14 protein-coding genes and 1 pseudogene are annotated in these 22537 nt (G+C 67.3%); 7 read left to right on the top strand and 8 right to left on the bottom strand.

From position 1 onward, the window contains the following. Positions 1-52: 52 nt before the first annotated feature. Both AB0937_RS33775 and AB0937_RS33770 read right to left on the bottom strand, forming a co-directional pair. Positions 53-202: pseudogene (locus tag AB0937_RS33775) on the bottom strand (XRE family transcriptional regulator); the annotation flags it as partial. A 161-nt stretch (positions 203-363) separates the two neighbouring features. Beyond that, complete coding sequence (locus tag AB0937_RS33770) at positions 364-2901, bottom strand: Helicase associated domain protein (RefSeq protein ID WP_366717271.1); 2538 nt, start codon at positions 2899-2901, stop codon at positions 364-366. 426 nt (positions 2902-3327) lie between these two features. Here AB0937_RS33770 and AB0937_RS33765 point away from each other — a divergent pair, with 426 nt between their 5' ends. The 5 genes from AB0937_RS33765 (at position 3328) to AB0937_RS33745 (ending at position 8360) form a co-directional block, all read left to right on the top strand. Next, entirely contained in the window at positions 3328-3666 is a 339-nt protein-coding gene (locus tag AB0937_RS33765; RefSeq protein WP_366717270.1) for an extradiol dioxygenase, read from the top strand. 579 nt (positions 3667-4245) lie between these two features. Beyond that, positions 4246-5889 carry an iron-containing alcohol dehydrogenase gene (locus AB0937_RS33760; protein ID WP_366717268.1) on the top strand — a complete coding sequence of 548 codons (1644 nt, stop codon included), beginning with the start codon at positions 4246-4248 and terminating at the stop codon, positions 5887-5889. Next, positions 5882-6922: an ROK family protein gene (locus AB0937_RS33755; protein WP_366717266.1), complete on the top strand. Its 1041-nt coding sequence runs from the start codon at positions 5882-5884 to the stop codon at positions 6920-6922. The genes AB0937_RS33760 and AB0937_RS33755 overlap by 8 nt, the downstream gene beginning before the upstream one ends. A gap of 8 nt (positions 6923-6930) precedes the next feature. Then, a complete protein-coding gene (locus tag AB0937_RS33750; RefSeq protein ID WP_366717264.1) occupies positions 6931-7818 on the top strand; it encodes a sugar nucleotide-binding protein in 888 nt (295 codons plus the stop codon). After that, on the top strand, positions 7815-8360 hold the full coding sequence (locus tag AB0937_RS33745) for an NUDIX hydrolase (protein ID WP_366717262.1): 546 nt from the start codon (positions 7815-7817) through the stop codon (positions 8358-8360). Before AB0937_RS33750 ends, AB0937_RS33745 begins: the two co-directional genes overlap by 4 nt. Positions 8361-8516: 156 nt before the next feature. On the opposite strand, the gene AB0937_RS33740 is transcribed toward AB0937_RS33745, so the two are convergent. The 3 genes from AB0937_RS33740 to AB0937_RS33730 all read right to left on the bottom strand — a co-directional run bounded on the left by AB0937_RS33740 (position 8517) and on the right by AB0937_RS33730 (position 14955). Further along, positions 8517-11339 (bottom strand): dsDNA nuclease domain-containing protein, encoded by a 2823-nt coding sequence (locus AB0937_RS33740; RefSeq protein WP_366717260.1) that lies wholly within the window; start codon positions 11337-11339, stop codon positions 8517-8519. A gap of 116 nt (positions 11340-11455) precedes the next feature. Further along, positions 11456-13108 (bottom strand): UvrD-helicase domain-containing protein, encoded by a 1653-nt coding sequence (locus AB0937_RS33735; RefSeq protein WP_366717258.1) that lies wholly within the window; start codon positions 13106-13108, stop codon positions 11456-11458. After that, the gene (locus tag AB0937_RS33730) at positions 13108-14955 is read right to left on the bottom strand and encodes a hypothetical protein (RefSeq protein WP_366717256.1); all 1848 of its coding nucleotides are present in this window, start codon (positions 14953-14955) and stop codon (positions 13108-13110) included. Before AB0937_RS33730 ends, AB0937_RS33735 begins: the two co-directional genes overlap by 1 nt. Before the next feature lie 6 nt (positions 14956-14961). On the opposite strand from AB0937_RS33730, the gene AB0937_RS33725 reads away from it, so the two are divergent. Then, positions 14962-16833 (top strand): zinc-ribbon domain-containing protein, encoded by a 1872-nt coding sequence (locus AB0937_RS33725; protein WP_366717254.1) that lies wholly within the window; start codon positions 14962-14964, stop codon positions 16831-16833. A 387-nt stretch (positions 16834-17220) separates the two neighbouring features. Here AB0937_RS33725 and AB0937_RS33720 read toward each other — a convergent pair whose 3' ends face one another. Further along, positions 17221-18945: a hypothetical protein gene (locus AB0937_RS33720; protein WP_366717252.1), complete on the bottom strand. Its 1725-nt coding sequence runs from the start codon at positions 18943-18945 to the stop codon at positions 17221-17223. 1117 nt (positions 18946-20062) lie between these two features. Here AB0937_RS33720 and AB0937_RS33715 point away from each other — a divergent pair. Continuing rightward, positions 20063-20200, top strand: a complete 138-nt coding sequence (locus tag AB0937_RS33715) for a hypothetical protein (protein ID WP_366717250.1) — start codon at positions 20063-20065, stop codon at positions 20198-20200. Positions 20201-20577: 377 nt separating this feature from the next. Here AB0937_RS33715 and AB0937_RS33710 read toward each other — a convergent pair whose 3' ends face one another. Continuing rightward, the gene (locus AB0937_RS33710) at positions 20578-20991 is read right to left on the bottom strand and encodes a hypothetical protein (protein ID WP_366717248.1); all 414 of its coding nucleotides are present in this window, start codon (positions 20989-20991) and stop codon (positions 20578-20580) included. Next, positions 20951-22117 carry a hypothetical protein gene (locus AB0937_RS33705; protein WP_366717246.1) on the bottom strand — a complete coding sequence of 389 codons (1167 nt, stop codon included), beginning with the start codon at positions 22115-22117 and terminating at the stop codon, positions 20951-20953. Before AB0937_RS33705 ends, AB0937_RS33710 begins: the two co-directional genes overlap by 41 nt. Positions 22118-22537: the final 420 nt, after the last annotated feature.

Genomic DNA, 22537 nt, shown 5'->3' with positions numbered 1-22537 from the left:
GCAGCGGACCTGGCGGGCGACGCGCTCCGGGCTTCTTTGTCACCCACCTCTGCACGGTGCGCTGTGACACCCCAAGGACTGCGGCCACCCTCCGGGTGGAATGCCGATGTGCTGCCAGCAGAAACCGCAGGCGAGCCTCGGTGCTCAAGGGAACGGGCCGGGTGCGCAACGCCTGCTCCAGCCCCTGCTCGATATGCCCCACGTCCGCCTCTCCAAGCGGCCAGTCGACAGGCCGCCATCCCAGCCCGTGACTTCAGTCCTCCCACGCTGTCTGCCCCCTGACCGCCGTTTCCGGCATTCCCGTGACAGCACCAACTGGCGTCGGCTAAGAGAGCCCCAGGAGAGCGCCGATGACAGAACGGGTTATGCCCAGCGCATACCGATGGTGGAGAGTTGCTCGATCCGTTCGGGTGACAGTGTGGCGGCGCGTGAGCGTTGGTTGCTGATCCATGCCCCGAGCTTGATCTGCCGCTCCTTCTGTTCCTCGCCGCTGCCGCCGTTCCTGTCGTCGCCGCCGACGATGATCGTCTCGATGTGTTTGCGGGGTACCTGTAGGTGCCCTTCTCGCTGGTAGTACTGCTTGGCGGCGGCGAGGTTGGCGGCCCATTTGTCCGCCTGGCTGGTCCGTGGCTTGGGTTTCTCGTCTTCGCTCGCGGGTGTGATCCCGAGGATGTGTTCGCACATCCATTGCTGGACGGTGGTGAGCTTGTCGAAGCCGTACCGGACGGAGCGCACCCACCGTCCGAGGTCCTCGCCCTGGTGCACGACCTCACCCGGCTCGGCCGGCAGCGTGCCCTCGGCCTCGAGGTGCTGCCGGACGAGGTGGAAGGCGCGTTGCCATTCCACGGGCCAGGCGGGGCACCAGGAGGGGTCGATGTCCTCCAGCTGCTCGCGCCGCTCCTCGGACAGCGCCCCGGCCGCCGACCCGGCCGGGAGTCCTTCGCTACGCCGCTGTTTGATCTCGGCCGCCTTGCGGGCGGCGGCCCGCGCGTTCTTCAGCCAGATCCCCACCCGGTAGCCCTGGAAGGTGGCGTCCAGCGGGGCCAGGAGGTGACCCGCTTCGGCCGCCCACCCACGCGCGGCGGCGAGTCCTTCCTCCCACGCGACGTCGAAGTGCGACCACACCATGCCCAGCTTCTCCAACTGCTGGACACGGTCATCGTCCATGTCGCCGCGGGCGTGGAAGCGCCGGTTGTCGGCGATCCACTGCCCGAGAGGGAACCCGGCGAGCGAGGCCGGCCATCCCTCGGCCTCCACTGCCTGGTCGTCGCGGCCGGGTACGCGGTAGGTGAAGGGCACGCGCAGGTTGCCGTATTCGCGGGCATAGATGACGGCGGCTTCGATGCCGCGCCGCCAGTGGGCGTGCTCGGGGTTGAGGACGCGCAGGTTGATGAATGCGGCCAGCTGCGCGGGGTCGCGGGGTGTGCTGAACTTCAGCAGTTCTCGTGCCGGCACCGACAACCCACGGTCGCTTCGCTCGCTCTCCGCCTCCTTGCCTTCCTCGCTGCCCGAGCGGCTCTGTACGCCCCTGACACGGCTCCGTGCCTGCTGTTCGGCGAGCCGCTCGACGACTCGGGCGTCGTGGGCCCTGAGCGCTTCCAGCAGCTTCGCCAGCCCGCCGTACGCCCGGCTGGTGAGCATGTTGTCCACCGTCTCGCCGGGACCGAGCAGGACCGGCACCACGAGGGAAGCGACCTTGCCGTCGCCGGGCTGCATGCGCAGCGCGCGGCCAACGGCCTGGACCAGATCGGGCATGGAGCCGCGGACGTCGGCAAAGTAGACGGAGTCGCAGTTCTTGGTGTCGACACCCTCCCCGAGGACCTTCACCGAGCCCAGAAAGCCCTTCTCCACCACCGTGCCATCCGTGGCGACCCCGGCCGCGAACTCCTCGAGGACCCGCCGCCGGTGGTTGGGCTTGTGATCGCCGCAGAGCCAGTCAGCCCAGATCGTCTTCGGGTAGAGCTCGGGGTCGGTGGCGTGCAGCTGCGCGGCGACGCCTGGGAGGCCGGCCGCGAACGCCTCGGCCTCTTTGACGACGTGGTGGAAGACGAGCGTGCGCCGGAAGCTCTCGTCCGCCGACGCCTTGAGCAGGGCAGTCTGGAGGGCTGCGAGCCGGGCCCCGCGGACCTCGTCCGAACGGCCCTGAACGCCCAGGAGCTGCGCGGCCTGGAGCTGGGTGTCGGTGATGTCCACGCACACCACCTGGTACGGGGCGCAGATGCCGCGGTCGATCGCCTCCGACAGCGTCAGCGTGTAGCAGCGCGCACCGAACGGACCGTCCGGATCGTCCTCCATGCTCGCCACCAGCTCACCCGGCACACCCTGCTGCTCCTGGCCCTCGTCGAGCTGCCACAGCCGGGGTGTGGCGGTCATGTAGAGACGGCGCAGGGCGGGGATGCGGGTGTTGTCGTGGACGACCGCCCACGGCTTACCCAGCCGCCCCGACGTCCGGTGCGCCTCATCGACCACGATCAGGTCCCAGCCCGGAAGGCCGGCCTGGTGCGCGCGCTCAAGCGTGCCCAGCCCCAGGGAGGCGTACGTGGCGAACACCGTGACCTTGTCGAAGGGGCGCACCCAGTCAACGAGCTCGCTCACGTCCGTGGTGTTCGGGAAGGACGCCTCTTCACCGCGCAAGGAAGAGACCCCGATCACCGGGCCGCTGCGGCCTCCCTCACGCCACGCGGCCTCGGTCTGCGCGAGCAGATCCAGCGAAGGCACGAGGACGAGTACACGGCCGGCACGCAGCTCCTCGGCGCTGCGTACGGCGACAAGGGTCTTGCCGGTGCCGGTGGCCATGATCACCTGGGTGCGCAGACCCCGCTCAGGCACGGTAGCTCGTGCAGGCAATTCGAGTACACGGCGTGCCGCGTCCACGGCTTCTCGCTGATTGTGAGGTCTCACCGATGCTGCGGTAGCCGCGCGAATTTGACCTGTGGTCTCGAAGATGTGCTGAGACAGACCCGGGGGCGGTGAGAGCTCGCCTGAACTGCGATCCTGCAGGTTGGTTGCGACTGCCGCAGATGCTATGAGAACGCCTACAGGGGCCTGAGGGAGTGTCACGGACGTTCACGACCTTGAGGGTCGCTGTGCCAGTGGCGTCGGTGAGTCGCCTCCAGGGCCGTGCGATGTGGCCGTGGAGCCGGAGCGGTTGGCAGTAGTCCCGGCCTACCTAGGCCGCGGTCGTGTGGGCTCTTCGGGACAATGGGCTGATGCGATACGCGTGGCGACGCTCGTTGTGGCCTTTGCCCCCTGACGGCGGCACCCAGCCTGATCCGTTCGACGGCAGGCAGGACGCAAGCAGCCCGGTGCGGCTGGAGGAGATGCGGGATGTGCCGGTCGTCGTCATGCTGGGAGAGCGCGGGGCGGGCAAGTCCGAAAGGACTCCTCGGCTTCGCCCACATCGATGCGGGCCACGGCTGGCTGGTCTTCAAGCTGCCGCCCGCCGAGGTCGCCGTGCATCCCACCGACGGCGCGCCGAAGCACGAGTTCTACCTGAGGTGCGACGACCTCGACGCCGTACTCGCCCAGCTCATAGAGCGCGGCGCGGAACTCATCGGCGTGGTGACCGAGGAGCGGTGGGGGCGCCTTGCCGGCGTACGCCTCCCCAGCGGCGGTGAACTGCCCTTGTACCAGCCGTTGCACCTCATCGCGCACAGCCTTGACTGAACCTTCGCCACCACGCCGTCACCACCGGGGCTGCACCGGCCGGTGCGCCTTGAGCCGCGCGGACACCTCGCGCGCCTTGGGCCAGTCCACTTCCACCAGAGCCCGTGCCCCCGCGTTCGCTGGCCAAACACTCGGCCATTGCCGCAGCGCCAGAAGCGGTTCTGATCAACTGGGGTTTACACCTGCTTCGGGCCCACTGAGCGTGATGTCGGCGGACTTCTCGCGACACCCGTCGAGCAGCGCCCGGCCCACCTTCGAATCCGGCCTGTTCGTGGACCAGACTGGCCGCCTCTTTCCCTCTGCAGCCAACCTTCTGCAGAGCTGACCAGGGTCCCCCCCCTCCAGCAGGGGAAGAAAAAGCTGTCTATCAACTGCCCCGAGGGCTCGAAGCGGCGAAGAGATATGCCAGCCGCTAGACTGGAACTACCGAGGTCAGCGCAGGAACGCTGAGGTGTTCGCCCAGCCGGAGACGCAGCCCGGTGGCCGTACGGGGCTGGGAAGAACTGATGGCCCGCGCAGCGGTTGAACCTCGTTCCCCTGAACCTCGCAGGCCGCGTGCTGCCCGCTGAGGAGCTGGTCATGGCCGCAGAAATCCCCGAAGATGAGCGGCTCGTACTTGAGGACGAGCAAGGTTTCAGCCTGCGTGCACCGGATGGCACCTCCTACAGGGTCGACATCACCAAAGCGCTGCTAGACCCAGCAAACCGGCTCCTCGTGGAGGCTTGCCACGGCCGGCGGATAGCGGCCTTCATCAGCCCGAATGCAGACCGGCTCTTCGGCGAGCAGGTGCGGCAATACCTGTCCGGGGGGCTGGCGGCCGGCAGCTGGACCGTGGAGGTGATTCCGACTGGGGAAGATCGCAAGAACATGGCCTCGGTCGAGGGCGTGATCGCCAGGGCCAAGGCCGCCGGGCTGGATCGCAGCGGGGTGATGCTCGCCATCGGTGGCGGTGTCCTATGCGACATAGTGGGTTTCGCCGCGGCCATCTACCACCGCGGCATCCACTACATCAAGGTCAACACGACGCTCGTCGGCCAAGTTGATGTAGGCGTCGGGATCAAGACCGGAGTCAATGCCCTGGGGACCAAGAACTTCGCGGGCGCCTTCCACCCGGCTCTCCGGTCGATCAACGATGCGGCTTTCCTGCGCACCTTGCCCTCGCGAGAGATCCGATGTGGCCTGGGAGAGATCGCCAAGATGGCCGTGATCAAGGACGCTCAGCTCTGCCACACCCTCCAGACATACCCCGAAGTCTTTCATCGGCATTACCCTGCACCGAAGTGGCTTGCCGCAGTCGCAGGTGTCCGCCAGGACCTGGAGGGCTACGTGCTGCGCACCTCCATGCGGCTCATGCTCGAGGAACTCGCCCCCAACCTTCGGGAGCACAACCTGGCCCGCCTGGTGGACTTCGGGCACACCTTCGGTCCGGTGATCGAGACGGCCAGTGGGCACCGCATCGCGCACGGTGAATCAGTGGCCATCGACATGGCGATCTCCAGCGAGCTGGCCAAGATGCTGGGACTACTCACACCCGAGGACTGCGAGCAGATCGTCAGCCTGATCTCCGCTCTGGGACTCCCCGTGTACGACGCGCTGACCTGCACCCCCGAGCTGATGCACGAAGCACTCCAAGGGGCCTGGGAACGCCGCGGACGCCGCCTCCACCTGGTGGTGCCGACCGCCCTGGGTTCCGCCACCTTCATCGACGACCTGGCGGACATCCCCGCCGATGCACTCGCGCAGGCCCTGGACGCCCTAGCCCTCCGATCCTCCGGTCCCCTCAAGGCGGCTGAAGCAGACTCTGCGCCCGACATGATCCACCAACCGGTCCCTAACCTGCACCGTGACCTGCTACGCCCCGTCGTCAACGACCACGGCGGGACAGGCGCCATCCTTGCCCACCGGATCTACCGACGTTCTGACGGCTCAGACGAAATCGCCTTCATCGACCTGGTCGTCCTGCCCCCGCACACTTCCATCGGGTTGCATCAGCACGCCGACGATGTGGAAACCTACGTAGTCCTCGCCGGTCACGGCCGCATGACACGTGAGGAACACGAGATCGACGTCGGGCCTGGTGATGTGATCACCAACCTGCCCTACGGCCGACACGGTTTGTCCAACCCCACCGATATCGAGCTGCACCTGCTGGTCTACGACATCCGCCCCTCGAAGGCGCGCGCCGCGAACACCCCCAATTCGCACGGAGACGAGCGTGCCTGAACCCGGTTTCACTGTCGCAGACCTCGGGGGCACCACCCTGAGAACCGCTCACTACAACCCTGACATCGACATTCTGGCCGACGTGCACAAGGTGCCGACGGAGGGCATCGCTCGCTACCCGGACGAGCCGGTACGCGCCCTCCAGGACCGTGTAGTCGAACACCTCGGCGACCAGATGGCCGATGCCATTGCACGGCACCGCAGCAGTGCCGCAGTCGTTGCCTTCGCCGGACCGGTCACCACAGACGGGACTGTCCGCGCCGCCCCGACGATCTGGGGCCGGCCCGGTCAGCCGCTTCCGCTCAAGAACCTGATGGAGGAGCGGCTGGGCATCCCGGTGATGGTCATCAATGACGTCACTGCCGCAGTCTGGCGTTACGCCAGCCCTTCCGGCCTCGAGGAGCCGTTCTGCCTGATCACTGTCAGTTCCGGTATCGGCAGCAAGATCTTCTGGGCCGGGAACGTTCTGCTGGACCCACAGGGACACGGTGGCGAGCTGGGCCACTGGACCTGCGACACATCCACCCAAGCTCCGCTCTGCGAGTGCGGCGAGCGGGGCCACCTCGGCGCCTTGGCATCAGGCCGAGGAACCCAGGCCGCCGCCCGTCGAGCCGCGCACGCCGACCCCGACGGCTACGCGCACTCCCAATTGGCCGAACTGGCGCCGGACTCCGCCGCCCTCGACCCCCAGGCCCTTGCTGCCGCCATCCAGAACGGAGACCGCTTCGCCACCGACATCCTCCGTGTCGGCCTTACCCACCTGGCCTCGGCCATTACGGCCGTCTTCACCGCCATAGGGGTGCGGCGGTTCATCATCATGGGCGGCTTCGCGCTGGCCGTGGGCGCCACCTACGCCTCCTTGCTCACCGAAGAAATCGAACGGCTCGGCTGCTTCGGTCTGACCGACGTCGAGATCCAGTCCATGATCCGTCTAGCTGAACCCGACGACGACCATGGCCTGATCGGCGCTGGACGACTGCTGACCACCCAGACCACCCAGCAGCAACCGGCATCCGGCCCACCGGACTCCTGAGGACGAATATGCGCACACTGATCATCGGCAGTGGATTCCTGGGCCGGGCGGTCGCGACCACCATCACCAGCGTTGGCGGCAGCTCCTTCCTCGCCTCGCGCCGACCTCCCCAAGAGGCCACAGCGCCCTGGACAGCGCTCGACGCCACAGATCGCGACTCCTGTACCAGAGCCATCGACGGCACTCGCCCGGATGCCATCGTGCTTGTCCACGGCCCTTCTGACGTCACCTGGTGCGAGGAAAATCCTCATCGCGCTGCCCAAGTGCACACAGCGGCTGCGACCAACATCATCACTTCCGCCCCCGGATGCCGGACGGTGCTGATCTCCACCGACAACGTCTTCAACGGCAGCACATGGGACAACCACGAAGGGGCGGCGCCGGACCCGACCAACGCCTACGGCCGCGCCAAACTGCTGGCCGAGGAGATCATTGGAGCTGCGCCGGCCGCTTCCATACTGCGTGTCAGCCTTGTCTACGGTTGGGAACGCGACGAGCCCGACAGCAAGTGGCTGAACTTTTTCGCCTCTTGCGCCCACCGCTTTCGGCAAGGAGAACCCATACACGCCCCCGAAGACCAGTGGACCACTCCAGTCCTCGTCGATGACTTCGCAGCAGTCACTGTTGCCGCACTGGGGACAAATGCCCCGACACTCCTGCACCTCGGCGGCCCACAGCGGATCTCTCGTGCCGACTGGGCCGAGACCATCGCTGACTGTCTGGGCGTCCCAAAGTCACTCGTGGCGCGGATACCTAAGGCCGCCAGCCGCTACGCCAGCCGACCAGTCAACACCTGCCTGACGAGCACCCTGATGGACGGTTTCACCGCCACGAGGGGGTTGCACGTCCGCAGCGTCACTGAAGGAACCACAGCCCTGACACAGGCCACACCATGATCCGCACCCTTCGCTCCCGAGAGGTCTACCGCAACCCCTGGATGACCGTCCGGGAGGACGACATCCAGTACCCCGACGGCAACCAGGGCCTGTATGGAGTGGTCCATAAGCCCGACTACGCTCTAATCATCCCCCGCGAGGAAGGACGACTGCAGCTTGTTGAGCAGTACCGCTACCCCGTAGGCGGACGATACTGGGAGTTTCCGCAAGGGTCTTGGCCTGATCGCAGGGCCGCATCTCCACTCGATCTGGCCCGAGCCGAACTCCGCGAGGAGACCGGCCTGCGCGCTGCGCAGATGTGCTACCTCGGCCGAATCTATGTCGCTTACGGCTACGCGAACCAAGGCTGCCACGTCTTCCTTGCCGAAGAACTGACAGCCGGCGAACCAGAACGGGAAGCCACCGAGTCGGATATGCGGCAGCGCTGGGCCGACTTCGACGAGTGGCAGAGTCTCGTCAGCGGCGGACGGATCACCGATGCTGCCACCCTGGCCGCCTACAGCTTGCTTCTACTCAACACGACTCCCTCAGAGAGCACTTGAACGGCAGCGCCCCGTTCGGCAGCCATTTGAGAGTTGAAACCGCAGCCGAGGCCTCCCGGTGGCTTTCACCACGTATGCCGTCCGGGACGGCCGCTCGTTTCGCATGGCCCACAGGCACCTGGCAGCAGCCAGCACGGCAGTCTCGGAGCAGGGGGGTCAGCTGGCTGAGAGCTCGTCGGTGATCTGTCGGCCGCGCGGGTCGCCCAGATCGGTCAGTGCCTGAGCGGCGATCTTGCACCAGTCGAGCCAGTCCGGGTCGCCCCAGTAGTCCTCGATCAGTGTGTGGAGCGCGCGAACTGCCGTCTCGGGGTCCAGGGTTGCGAGCCGGTTCGCTGCGTCGAGGCGGTCGTCGAATTGGATGTCCGCTTCGGCGAGGTACTCCAAGGCGGGGCCGGCGCGTTCATCCCCGACAGCCAGGAGTACTTCAGCGGCTCGTACTCGGACGGAGTCGTACAGGTGAGAGTCGTGGACGAGCCGGTGGCAGGCATTTTTCCCGCGCAGCGGGTCCAGCCCCAGCAAAGATTTGGCGGCGAAGAGACGGTTGCTGAAATCCGGGCTGTTCGGGTCCTCGTTGAATTCCGCGTCCAAGAGCCGATCGTCCACCAGCGTCTCGAGCGCAGTGGTGCCCTCCTGGAGGTCCAGTTTCACCAGCACGCTCGCCGCCCAGACGCGTGCGGTGGCCTCGCTGTCGGGATCTGCGCTCGCCGTTGCCATGGCCTGCGCGGCTGCCTGGACCAGTGGTTTCCACTCGTCGCCGACCAGGGTGCCCAGGGACAGCAGGGTTGCGATCAACAGGCACCCGCGGATGTTGTCGGGCACTGCCAGGGCCTTGAGAGAGGCGACCGGATCGGTGGGCGAGGCGGTACCGGGGTCGATGAGGAACCCGATGTAGGAGACGGTGTCCAACGGCGCCCCCCACGGGTTTCCCGCGTCCTCCTTCCAGGGCTGGAGCAGCCGGTCCAACTCTGCAGCGTGGGCGGAGGGAACGCGTGCGATGTGGCGTGCAGCGCAGTACTCCTGAAGGGTCTGGTGGAGGAAGGCGAAGCCCTCCCCGGAGCGAGTGAGCAGCCCGCTGCGTCCAAGGGACGAGGCCAGGAAACCGTTCCAGTCGTCTTCCGGAACGGTGCGGGGGCGCCGAGCGCTGTCTACGGCGGCCAGCACGCAGCTCCAGGACGCTTCACTGCCGCTGTGAAGGTCGAACGCCAGGCTGTCGATTGTGTCCGGCAGCTGATCGAGCAGGTCGTGCGCCTGCGAGAGGGCTATGGGGCCGAAGCGGGCGATGGCGGCGTCGGTCTGGCTCCGGACGCCGGACAGGTCCCTGCCGCTCATACGGCGGTGGAGCAGGTCGGTGAACTTCGCGTAGAGGGCCCCGCGCCTTCCTGGTAGCGACCGCCCGGGATCTGCGGCATACAGCTGGCACAGCATCGTCGTCATGAGCGGATTGCGGGCGAAATCGGTGAGGTACGCGTCGTCCAGCACGTGGACGAACCGGCGTGCCGCGTCCCGGGAATCGGGTACGCCCAGGCCGTCCAGCATGCGTTGGGCTGCGCTGGACAGCTCGCTACGAGAGAAGGGCATCAACTGGTAGCGCGGTACCTCACGGCCCAGAAGGCCGAGATCCTTCTCGGGAAGCGGCCGGGTGGTTAGGACGAACCGGTACAACGGATCGGGCTCAGCGGCATGGTTCGTGAGGGTGCGCAGGACGGTCTGCCTGTCGTCCGGGTCAGTGATCTCATCGAGTCCATCGACCAGCACGAGCCAGCAGGCGCCCTGGGCAGGCCTACTGAGGAAAAGCTCGTCGGACACGGCCCGCTGCAGCGCGAAAGCGGCCAGCTGTCTGGTTGCCGCTGATGCCAGAGCCTCCGGCAGGGGAGTGCCAAGCAACGCTGTGGCGGGCACCATCACCCCGAGCAGATCTCGCTCCTCATGGGTCAGCCAGTGCTCGGCCAAGTCGGCTTGTACGGCGCGCAGGAGGCTGGACTTTCCCCCGCCCGGGCCAGCAAGCACCAAGCACACGGGTGCACACCCCAGGAACGCTGACGCGTTCGCGGCATCGCCGACCAACTGATCTGTCGGGCCGCCGCTCGGGGCCCTGATCTCAGACGTCACCTGCTGCAGGCGCTGAGGCACATAGACGGAGCTCAGCGACGGCATGCCCGACCATTCGGCTTCGGGATAAGGATGTGTCTGTGCTGCATGGCGGCTCGCGCGCACATAGTCCGCCAGGCCCGGGCGGGTCAGGCGCAGTGCAACGTCGCGGAGCTGGTGCGGCGTCAGGCGCTTGCGCAGCACCCTTTCCGGTACATCGAGCTGCGTCACCACCGCCTGCCAACGCGGCCCCAGGCGCCCACGCATCGCGAGTGCGACTCGGTTGAAGAGATCCGCGTGCAGCGCCTCGGCTTCACCGACCCATAGATGCGGGGCCAGCTCGAAGACCGCATCGCGGTTGCGGCGCTCCAGCTCGTAACGCTCAGGCAGTTCCTTGATTCGAACCAGTTTCAAGAACTCCGCAGTCTCCGCAGGGTCTGCATCCAGGCGCTCGGCGATCCTGTGCAGTCGCTTCGCATCGTCGCCTCCCTGCCCCCGCGCGACGGCACGCACATCAGTGTCAGAGCTCAGCGGACCCTCCACACCGACCGTCAGTACGTACGGCAGGTCCTTGTGTTCCTTCAAGACCCGATGAGTGCGCAGAAGGCTCGCCAGTGCCTTGCTCTTGAGCACTTTGGGCAAGGTCCAGGTACCTTGTGTCTCACGGGACTTGATCTGCTGGAAGTCCCACAGTGCCACGCCCCCCGCCACCGTGCCCCCGGCCCGGGCGACCAGGACATCCTCGAAATGCTCGCATGTCACATGGAGCACACCGTCACCCGCCAGCATCTCCAGCACCGCACTGAGGGCGGCCTGCGCCTGGTAGGCGAAGCGCTCCCCGGTTGCCGAGCCCGTGTCGTCGGGTGCCGGAAGATGGCCCGGATCCTGCATCCCCCGCAAATCCCTTCTGTGTGCCGCTTCCTTGCAGTCGCAGCGTAGTGACAACCGAGCCATGAGGGCCGCCAGCGGGCGCGATCGCCACACGCCAAGACCGGCGAGCGGGAAGGCTACTCCAGGGCGGCGATCAGGGGTGCCCACAAGGCATGGGAGCGGTGGGGAACGACGAGGTGGGCGGTGTGGCGGGCGCGGGTCATGACGACGTATAGAAGCCGTGAGCCGTTGGGGAACGGTTCGCCTTCGGGGCCGTAGTACTCGTCGTCGGCCAGCAGCAGGATGGTGGTGTCGGCTTCGCGTCCTTTGGTCTGGTGGAGGTTCATCACCTGTACCGGCCGCGGGCGCGGCCGTGTGTCACCCACCAGGGTCTCGTCGCGGGCACTGCGGAGTTCCTCGGCCACCGCCGTGATGCTCTGGCCTTGCTTGAGCAGGCGCAGTGCGCGGCGGGTGGTCGGTGCGGCCTGGAGCCAGGCTTCCTGGCCGCGGAAGGTTCCGATGCGTGCGTAGGCGCCGGTGACAAGCTCGGCGAGGCGGTCGATGTCGGCGTTCGGGCCGATTCCCGCCGAGCGTAGGTCCTGCGCAAGTGCTCGCAAGGCGCGCTCCAGCGCGGGGTTGGACTTATCTAGCATTTGGCGTGCGAGATAGGAGAGTCCTCGGCCACGCAGGCACGCGGTGACGAACACGGCTAGTGCCCGTCGCACCTGGGAGCCCTGCTGCCTGAGCGCGAACTGGACGAGGGCGAGTTGGGCGGAGAGGGCTTCTGCGTGGGCCTCGGTGAAGCCGACCTGCTCGTGGATCACGCCGGCCGTGGTCAGGGCGTCGGATAGGGAGGTGGTGGCGATGTTGGTGTGGGTGAAGATGCTGACGGTGTGCCTCTTCTGGCGGGCGGCCCGGGCGAGTTCGATGACCTGCGCGTAGCCGGTGTCGTCGGTGATCCGTGTGACGGAGAGGCGGCCCTGCTGGGTGGCGGCGCGCAGGGCGGGGTCGGTGAAGCGGCGCTGGCGGGCGGCTTCTGCGGCGGCAGGCAGCACACCAGAGGGGTCACGGTAGCTGGCGGCCTGCAGGTCGATCCGGCGAGCGCCGGGCAGAGCCATGGCGTTGGCGATTCGGGCGGCGGGATCCACCCCAGGTTTGAACGAGCCCTCGTAGATGCTCTGATTGACGTCGCCCAGCAGGATGCGACGTGCTTTGGGGGCGATCTGCTGCAGGAACGCCCACTCGGTGGCGTCAGTGTCCTGGAACTCGTCGCAGATGACGAGGGTGTAGCGCCCGGCGTAGTGGTTGCGGACCTTCTCCAGGGCCAGCAGTCGGCAGGCGGCTGGTATCAACTGGTTGTACGTCAGTCCGGGAGGGGCCCCAGGCACGGTCTGGTTGGCCTGGCTGAGCACGCTCTGCGGGGGTGGATAGCCGTGGTGTGCACCGAAGCCTGTGATGACTCTCCAGGCGAAGCCGTGGAAGGTTGACACCTCCAGCCGCGGCCGCAGCTCACCGATGACGTTCGCGGCACGGTCGATGATTTGGGCGACGGCGGTACGTGAGAAGGAAAGGAAGAGCACCCGTGTCGCAGCGGGCTGTTGGGTGCGTTGTCCGCGCCGGAACGCCTCTTGCCGCAGTCGCAGCAGTTTCTCGTCCGCCGCTTCCAGGTGGGCACGGGCGGCGGCAACCGCGGTCGTGGTCTTGCCCGTGCCGGCGCCGCCGCTGACCACTAGCACCGGCGCAACACTCTCGATCACCGCGCATTGGTCCTCACGTGCCTGATAGGTCATCAGGCACCTGTCGGCCGGGACATAGTGGGCACATCGATCAGACCCTGCCCGCTGTAGGAGGGGTCGGCGGCCAGTTCCAGCAGGGCCAGTGCCGTGGAGACCACGGGCGGGTGCGGTGCGTTGGGTTCGGCGTAGAGGGCTTCTAGGAACTGTTCGTGCAGGCCCTGCTTGTGGATCACCTTGCACAGGTTGGTCACCGCAGCCTCAGTGAGCTGGCCGCCCATGGGGTCGGGGATGCCGTATTCGGTGAGTGTCGCGCTGGCATCGGCGAGCGCCTGCATGGGGAGGCCGTCGGCCATGGCGCGCTCGATCGCGCCAGGCGGCAGTCGCACCACCGCGTCACACACAGCCTCGATCTTGGCGAGCTCGTCAGTTGTCTGGGCGCTGTCCTTGTCTCGGTCGATCACCGCCAGGACGCGGAAGCCTAACTGGCGTGCCAAGTTGGCGACGCGGGGAATCTGGCTGATGCCCCCCTCTCCGCCGGTGCCCGAGGCGACCAGCCGCACCCCGTGGGCGGACAAAGGAAGAGAGGAGGGTGGCTTACGGCGGTCGACCATGCTCAGCACGGCCACGTCGTGCGGCCCCTCGGTGATGGCGACCGTGGGGGCGGTCAGCGCCGCCAGCAGCTGGGTGTGCCACTGCCTCATCGCGACCAGTGCTTTGCGGTCCATGATCCTGGTCAGCTGATGGTGAGAGCGGACGCCGCCGTGGCGTACCAGCCGGATGACCTCGGCGGGCTCGAAGGCCCGGGCGGCCTCCGGCCGCCGGGTGGACAGCCACACCTGCCCGGAGCGGGCGCGCAGCAGGGCCGCCAGATGCTCGGTCGCCGGAGCATCCAACTGGTCACCGAAGTCGTCAGCCAGCACCACCGCTCCGGGCACCGTGGCTAGCAACATCGCCTCGGCCATCGACAACACCGCGCTGACCGTGCTGCCGTGCTGTGCCAACCCGAGCATGCCGCCTGCGTCCAGGTGCAGCGCCGCGCGCAGGGTCCGCAGCAATGCGGCCACCGACCCGTCCTCGGTGCGGAAGCCGACCTGCTCCGCGGTGAGAGGGGCATCGCCGATCCGTTCCCCGGTCCCGCCGACCGCGAGTACCGCGTTGACGGCCTCGGCCACGGCCGGGTCGGCCGACAGCGCTGACACGGCCTCCGCGACGGCCTGGGCCAGCGCATCGAACGCCGCGGCACCGGCCTTGGCGTCCCGCTCGTCGAGGATGCGCCGCAAGCCGGCACCGGCACGCAACTGCAGGGGCTGGCCGGCATCGAGGGTGACCACCGGCAGCATCCGCCGGGTGGCGGCAGGAACCCGGGAGTACTGGCCCAGCGCCGGGTTGCTGCGCGCCGGGAAGTACACCACCGACTCCAGCGACTCGGCTTCCTCGTCATAGCTGAGGCGATAGCCCAGCCGCACACACAGCGGAGCATCCGCAGACGCATCAGGATCCTCACTCGCGCACCCGGAGTCCTCCAGCGGCTCCAGGACCCCATCGAGCAACTGCTGCACATCGGGATCAAGATCGGTCAGCGTCACTTCGACGTGCGCGGCCTCCACTCGCTGTAGCACCGCATGGGGAGGCTGCCGGGTGGCGCCGTTGTCGCCGGACGCGTCATCTCCTGCTGCACTTTCCGCGCTGGCAACATCAGCGGCTGGGGTTTCAACGACGGCTTCCGTCTGTCCACCGGCCACGCCACCGGCCGCTTCAGACGGTGCCGGGTCGGCACCGTCGAGGCTGACAGGCCGCTGATGCAGATCGGACAGTGCGGCGCCACGCGCGGCATCCGGATCCAGGACCCGGGCTAGGGCAGTGATCAGGTCGGTGCGTCCGGCGCGGGGGACCCCCGCCACCAACACATGGTTGCCGGGACGCACATCAAGGTGTCCCCAACCTCTGAAGCCTTCAATCAGCACTCGTGTTACACGCACACAGGCATCTTTAACACGGATGTACCTGCAGTCTGCCCATTACATGGATTGCCCCGGACACGAACGTGTTTCTGTGGCATGAGACTTGGCTCTCTCGGGCCGCTGTGGGGTAGCCGGCGCGTGGACGGCCGTTGTCAGTGGCGGCTGTCAGGATCTGCCGTCATGGGTAAACGGCGAAGTGCTACCGAGGTGGCTGCAGTTCGGGCTCGGCTGGAGGCCGAGTTCGTGTCTAACCTCTCCAGCCCGGGTATGGCGCTGGAAGACATGCGACTCTCTTCCAAGGACCGGTGCCAGTGGCGCTGCTCGGCGGAAGGATGCGGTCACCAGTGGCCCGCCCGGTTGCAGTTTCGCACCCGTACCATCAATCCTTCGGGATGCCCTGAGTGCTGGAAGCGCCGCAACCGGGCTCCCGGCCCGGGAGAATCGCTGGCCGATCTCAGTCCTGCGCTGGCACGGCAGTTCCGTCGCAACCTCAGCCGCCCCGGCCGTGGCCCGGACACCTTGCGCCCGCAGTCCCATGACCTGTGCGAGTGGGAGTGCGCTCAAGGGCATTTCTGGCTGGCGACGCTCGCCAACCGCACCAATGGGCGCGGCTGTTCGGACTGCACCGGCCACGGCCGCTCCCCGTTCGAGTGCAACGTCGCCATGCTCGTCGAGGCCGCCTCCGGGCTCGGTGTGGAACTGGACCACCGCCTACGCCTGCCCGGGCGCCGTCAGGACCGCTTCGACCTGTACCTGCCCGAGCCGGCCCCGGGCCTGCTCATCGACCTGGACCCGGAATGGACCCACAACAGGCCAGGAAGCCTGGAGCGTGACACCACGAAGACCGAAGCAGCGCTCGCCGCCGGACTCGACGTGGAACGCATCCGAAGCCGCGGGCTTCCGCCTGTCCCGGTGCACGGCCTTGCCCACCATGAGGCCGGGCCGGGGGTGAACCCCGAAGACTGGGCGGAGGCGGTGGGAGTCATACTGCGACGCCGCGGGCTGCCCTGGCGACAACTCACACAGGCTGAGGTCACCGCGGCGCTCACGAAGGGTGCGCAGCTGTGGCAGAAGGCCGTGGCCGGCCCCGAGGTATCGGCGGTGGACGCGGCGCCCCACTTGGAGGAGGAGTTCGTCGCGAACCTCACAAACCCAGGCAAGGCCCCCGATCGGATGCCGCCCGGCTGCAACGACGTGTGTCTGTGGCGGTGCCGGAAGCCGGACTGCGGCTACGAATGGAAGGCCGTACTGCACAGCCGGGCCCTTGCCGGCCGCGGCTGCCGGCAGTGCGGCTACGCACGGGTAGGCGCAGCAAACAGCAGGCCGGGCCCAGGTGAATCACTCGCCGAGGTCAATCCGACGATGGCCGCAGAACTCATCGAGGTCGTCGACCACCCCGGCTGGACCGCATTCGACCTGCTGCCGACAGCGAACAAGGCATGTTTGTGGAGGTGCCCCGAACCGTGCTGCCGATTCGAGTACCCTGCCCCCCTAAACCGCCGCACAGGCCAGTCAAGTGGATGCCCCCGGTGCGCTCGCCGACGCACCGTTGCCGCCAGGGTGCGCCCCAAGCCTGGCAAATCCCTGCAGGACATACACCCTGCCATCGCCAACGAACTCCTCGAAGTGATCGACGAACCGAGCCTAACCGCGAAGGAACTGAGGCCGAGTTCCGCCAAAGTGTGCCGGTGGGCATGTTCGAAGCCTGGCTGTCCGGGGCGGTGGGAGGCCACGCCCGATCAGCGCTCCCGTCGCGGCGGGACCGGCAAGCGCTGCCCGGTGTGCCACCCATCGCGCGAAAGCCGCACTCAGCCGTGATTCCAACCCGTTCCTCGTTTCTTTCCCTATGCCCGCTATGCCGCCTTACCGCATCACGTCGCGGCCCGCCTCCGCCGCCCCAGCCGGTGCGGACTTCCTCGCCATCATCGGCCATATGATTGCTCACCTCGCGGTCAGCATCTGCCGCGCCGCAGACTGGGAGCACGTCGTCCTCACCGGCTACACCACCTGGCGGAGCACCTGGCGAGGCCGAGCTGGTCCTGGCCGGGCCCTGCGGCGAAGGCACGCATCCGCCATGCCGTGGCGCCTTCTTCGGCCTCGGTTACGGCGGCCAGGGCGGCCCTGCGTGCCGACGCGGCCGGAGAAGTCCACGTCGCTGGCGTTCAGCGGCCGGTGGATAGACAGGCTGGCCGCATCACTTGGTCTTTACCAGAGGTGGTCCTCGTAGGGAGGAAAGGTGGGGGTGCCGTCCGGTTCAATGCCGTGCGGCCAGAGCCATACCCATAGGGGCTTGATGCGGTGGGGGTAGGCGGCATCTCCGCGGTCGAGTGCTTCACGGGCAGTGCGGGCTGCTCCGTCGATGTCCTGGCCTTCGTGCTGGAAGCGGGCGATGTTGGCGAGGGCTTCGGGATGTCCGTAGGCGGCTGCGGCTTCCCAGAGGTCTTCGGCGTGCTCCTTGTGCCCGGCTGCTTCGCGGCGCACTGCCAGGTCGGTCAGTGTGCTGGTGAGCCCGTACTCGGCGGCGGCTCGCGCGTAGTGCTCTGCCTGGTCGAACAGGGCCGCCTCTTCTCGCATCATGGCCAGCTGGCTGAGGCAGGCAGGGGCTCCGCTGGCTGCTGCATGGTGAGCCAGGTCGGATGCCTCGACGGTGAGTCCCGCCTCTTCGTGCCGCAGCGCGATCTCAGCGAGTGCGTCCGGCTGGCAGCATTCGCCAGCCTGCAGGGCCAGGGCCGCGGCCTGGTCGTATTCGGAGGCTTCGGCGGCCGTGAAGGCGAGGTCAGCCAGTGCCCTGCACGCGAGGTGTTCTGTCGGCCAACTGGCGTCCTCATCGAGCCAGTCGTACTCCGGGGGCTGTACGTCCGCGCCGATGGCCGGTGCAGACCAGGGCAGTTGACGGGCGCGCTCGGTCAGAAGCCCGGCGTGGCGTAGCCGCCACCGGGCTGAGGCTGCTGACGCCATCGCGCTGACATCGGTGCGTCGCGGCAGGTGCCGGAGAGCAGCGTCCCAGAAGGAGACCGGCGGGCACAGATGACTACGTGTGCGGCGGCCATGCTGTTCCATGTAGTCAGCCAGCCGGAAGCAGCGGTCATCAAGGTTGTCTGCTGGCACGCGGCGAGTCCGTTGCAGCAGTGCTGCGTTGCCGTGGACTGGGCGTCCGGTGTAGGCGACGGCGTGTTCGAACCAGTCATCGTCCAGAGAGTGGAATACGGAGGGAGGCAGGTAGTCGGCGGCCGCTTCCTCGAGGAACGCTGCGGGAAGTTCCATCCCACATCCCAGGCGGCGCGCGTCAATAGCGGCGTCGAGGACCGCCCGGGCACCCGGGCCGGCATGCCTATACCGGTCCAGCAGGGCAGGAACGCCGGCCAGGAATTGGGTGATGCGCCGGTCAGCTGCTCCTGCCAGCGCCTGTGCCAGGCGCTCGTCCGTTTCCGCAGCGCTGCGCACGGCAATCAGATCTTGTTCGGTGAAGGCGTCCGGCACGTGTACCTGCCGACCCGTCAGCAGATGCCGGCTCTGTGTGTGCGGATCGTGCTCCGGCTTGGCCGGCAGGGAGGTCAATTGGTCCCAGTGCACGGGCCACAGAGTGCCCACAACCAAGATGGGGGCGCGGTCGGTGTCGGTCAGTATCGTCCGGAGAGCCGCGGCGATTGGCTCTCCTACCTGGGGCGCGGCCAGATAATGCTGCGCTTCGTTCAACCAGACCACGGTCTTTGGCCCCACCGCGGCGAGGCCGGCCAGGGCTGCCTCGGCTCGGGTGGGGTCGAATGGGTGCCACAGCCGCCAGTCGTCGGCCGCCAGACCCTGGATGGCCTCCCAGCACGCGCGGGTCTTGCCGGTGGAGGATTCGCCCACCAGCACGCACAGTTGGCTCTTGCCGCCTCGTGCGGCGTCCACGATGCGCTGCAGATGGACATCGTGCTCGCGTGGCACTTAGCAGGTAACTCATTGCCCTCAGCGGCGACACGGATCGCGTGGTGCACCTCCAGGTCGAGTGGGTGGCACTCGCTGATGAGGCGAGTGGTGAGCGCTTCCTTGCCCGTGTCACTGCCCCGCTGAGTAGAAGGGAGGACGTAGACATGCGTGACGGCGTTGTGATCGCCCGTGATGACCGCGCCGACGTCTCCGCCCGCGGCCACCGAGTCCTTGCTCGCCTGCACCCGGCTGGCCGGTGCCGAAGGTATGCCGCCATCGCCGTCCTGCGCGCTGTGGTCCCGACGGCCCCACACAGGGCTCACGTACGGTTCCCGTCCCCAGTGATGACCTCATCGATGTCTCCTGCGGCAGCGGTGCTACCCGCTCCCGAGGCACTCACGCTGCCGCTTGCGGGCGGATTGAGGCGCGGCGTGGCCGACTGCGGCGTGGCCTCGTTGTGGTGGCCGAGGATGACGCGCCCCACGTGTCCACCAGACGCTACGGCGCCATCATGTGCCTCAACCGAGAGGCGTCCGGAACCGGCGAGCGCCCATACCGAAACCGCCAAACCCACGAGTCCGGCGATTGCCCCCATCACACTGCCAAGCCGGTCCGCGGACGCCAGATCCATGAAGATGGCGACCGCCACCAAACACACGGCCGCGGTCCCGCACGTACCCGCGCACGCCACGAGCGCGTATCTCCCCCATCTCTGCATAGGACCATCAAACCGCCGTTTGAAAGGCGATGTGCTCGAAACGAACCTTTCCAACGCTCCCTACTGCGCCTGGGGTTGAGAGCAGGCAGGCTGAGAGCGGCTTGTCGGCGACGCCGACTGCATGCGCGTTGTACCTGCAGGCGAGCGCCTCCAGCGCGGCAGTACTGGATGCCGTGGATGTGATTCTGGACTTTCGTGGCTTGTCACCCGGGCGAACGGGCCCAGGCGCAGACAAGCCCTGAGAAGCCGTTGTCTTTCCGGCCGTGACCGTTGAGTTTCCGCTGGTCAGGATTGAACTCCGTGTCTACGCGGAAGTGTTGGAGCGTCGGGTTGATTCTTGATCGACGGGAGTCGCTGGTGGCGAAAGAGTCGGCCGCGCGGGAGGCGGTCGAGCGGTCGCGGGAGGGAGCCACGAGGATGGCGGCCGTGTTCGAAGAGGCCGAGCGAGCACTCGAACGGCTGGTCGTCGCCCGTGAAGCGGTGGTGGAAGTGCTGGCCCAGCCGGCTGGCCAGGCCGTGGGCGTGGTGGAGGACAACACGCTGGATGCTGCGTAACGCACAGCGTCGAGCATCTGCCAGGCCGGCACCAGCAGCAGCACCCGGACCTCGGCCCACTCCGCATTCGTCATGTCTCACGGATAACGCCGCACCCGCTCCGGCAGGTCCGCCGCGTTTCCGTACACATGGGCGAGGCAATCGCACGACACGTCGGACGAGTTGAACGATGAGGGCGCGAGCGCGTACAACTGCGGCAACAGGGTCTCCTGGGTGGATCGGCAGGCTTCAACACCCCCGAACTACCAAGAGGGCCTGTCCTCATGTACGGATCACCCCGAGATCATCCGATCCAGAGCCCTGTTCGATCCCCAAGCTCGAAGGTATGAATACGGCTTCTTAGGCCCGCCCACCTCTGCCTGGCGGAGCTGAGGTAATCAGTATTCGCCCCTGGCCCTTCGCAGTTCTGCAGCGGCTTGCTTCAGCTGAAAGATCAGACCTTCCGCCCGCATCAGCTGATCGGCTCCGTCACGCACAGCCATCGCGATGTCCACCGTGCCTCGCAGGCCGTCGGCCGCAGACTGCAGAAGATCAGCACTGTCCTGCAGATGCCGTAGGTCTCTGGCCGCGTTCAACAGCAGCGGAGCGGTGTCCTGCAGATGCCCCAACCCATCGGATGCGTCACGCAGCCACGCCGCCACATCGGGGTCGATCCCGAACCCATGCACCCGCGGGTCGCGAAGCTCCTCGACCAACACCTGCAACGTGGACGCCGCCTCAGGAGCGACTTTTGTCAACTCGGTCAGTGCCTCACGTGTCTCGTCGTGGAATGCTGAGAACGACTCTGTCACCAACTCCCGCAGCCGGTCTTCTGTCAACCCGCGCAACTGCAGGAGCGGAGCCGTCCCCTCGCTCTCCCGCTGCTCCTTCCACCTCTCGAGCACCTCGACGGTGTACGACGGGAGGCACGGGCTCCAGGTCGTAGGGATGCTGCGAGACGACAGCATTGAGATAGTGCAGACTCCGCACCGGATCGAGCTCGGGCTCGTCCAGGACGAGCTCACCGAAGGTTTCTCGGCTCACCCGAACACCGATCAAGCACGGTTCGATCGCCTTCCCCGTAGCGCGGTCCTTCGCGCGGACGATCCCATTGAACGCGACAGAGTCCACCAACGCAGGCGGGGTTACCGCGAATGCCTCATCGATCGCCCGCAGCGCCAGACGTGCAATCAAGTCCCTGTACAGCGCCTTGCATTCCGCCTCCTTCCTTGGCTGCGGCACCACAGCAGGGGGAGCGGAAGCCCTGAACCGGTAACCCAGGACCGACGGCACCACCGTCTGAGCTGGCAACTCGGTCTCAAGCATCAACTCCCGCGTCTCGGGGGCGAATCCCGCCCGCCGAGCGCCTACCAATCCCGCCGGATACTCGATGCGCGCGAGCGCACCCTCCACTCGCAACGCGAACGCCTCGAGGTCCCCGTCCCCAAGCGCACGCTCCACCTCCGGACGGTGATCGTTCAAGTCTCCAGGACGCTCACGCAGCACCGTCCCCAGCTGCTCGACAAGCGCCGCAACCTCAGCCGTCCGCACCTCGGCCTCCCGCCGCAGGCTCTCAGCACGCTCCTGCTTGGCACGCCGCTCGGCCGCCGCCTTCTCCCGCTCCTCAGCACGACGCTTCTGCTCAGCCTCCCGTGCCCGCGCCGCCTCGCGCTTCTCCAGATCCCGCACGATCTGCTCGGCCCGACGCGACTCCGAACTCTGCAGGGCCTGCTTCTCCTTCTGAGTACGGACCCACGTCTGCGCCTGCTCCCGCTCCCGACGGGCGTCTTCCTTGACCCGCTCGGCGGCCGCACGCTCCGCAGCTCTGGCCCGACGCGCCCGCTCTTCCTCTGCGCGCTTGACTGCTGCTGCCTTCGCCTTCTGGTTGTCCCGGAAGGCCTGCACCAGCTGCGCCGCCAGAGATTTCCTACGTGCCATCCGTTGCCCCCACAAGTCAAAGCGGTAGGACTTCCCCAGAGAGAGGGCAAGCAATCCCGAAGAGCGGTCAGTGACCCGACACGCACGGAACTTGTCTGCCTTTCATCTGTCGAAGTCTTCAACCTGCGGTGACCTTGGAGCTACAACCCAACTTTGCACTCTAGTGAACCGGGCCCACTTGCGCCTGCCGCCTCGTGCGGTCGGCGAGTCTTGGGCCCGTCACGCGCCCGCGGCGCATGTTGATATATGCAGACTCGAAGAGGCGACCGCAGGGGCCAATCGACAAGCAGGCGGATCGGCGACGGCTCGTAGCAAGCGGGGCTTTCGGGGAACTGCACCAGCAACGCGCCCAGCTGCGACGACGAGGCAGGGGATCGGCGGGCAGACGAACATGAGCGGTTCTGCAACCAGGTATCGCGC

The sequence above is a fragment of the Streptomyces sp. NPDC047880 genome, assembly GCF_040706515.1.
Taxonomy (GTDB): Bacteria; Actinomycetota; Actinomycetes; order Streptomycetales; family Streptomycetaceae; genus Streptomyces.
This window is presented reverse-complemented; position numbering and strand designations above follow the sequence as displayed.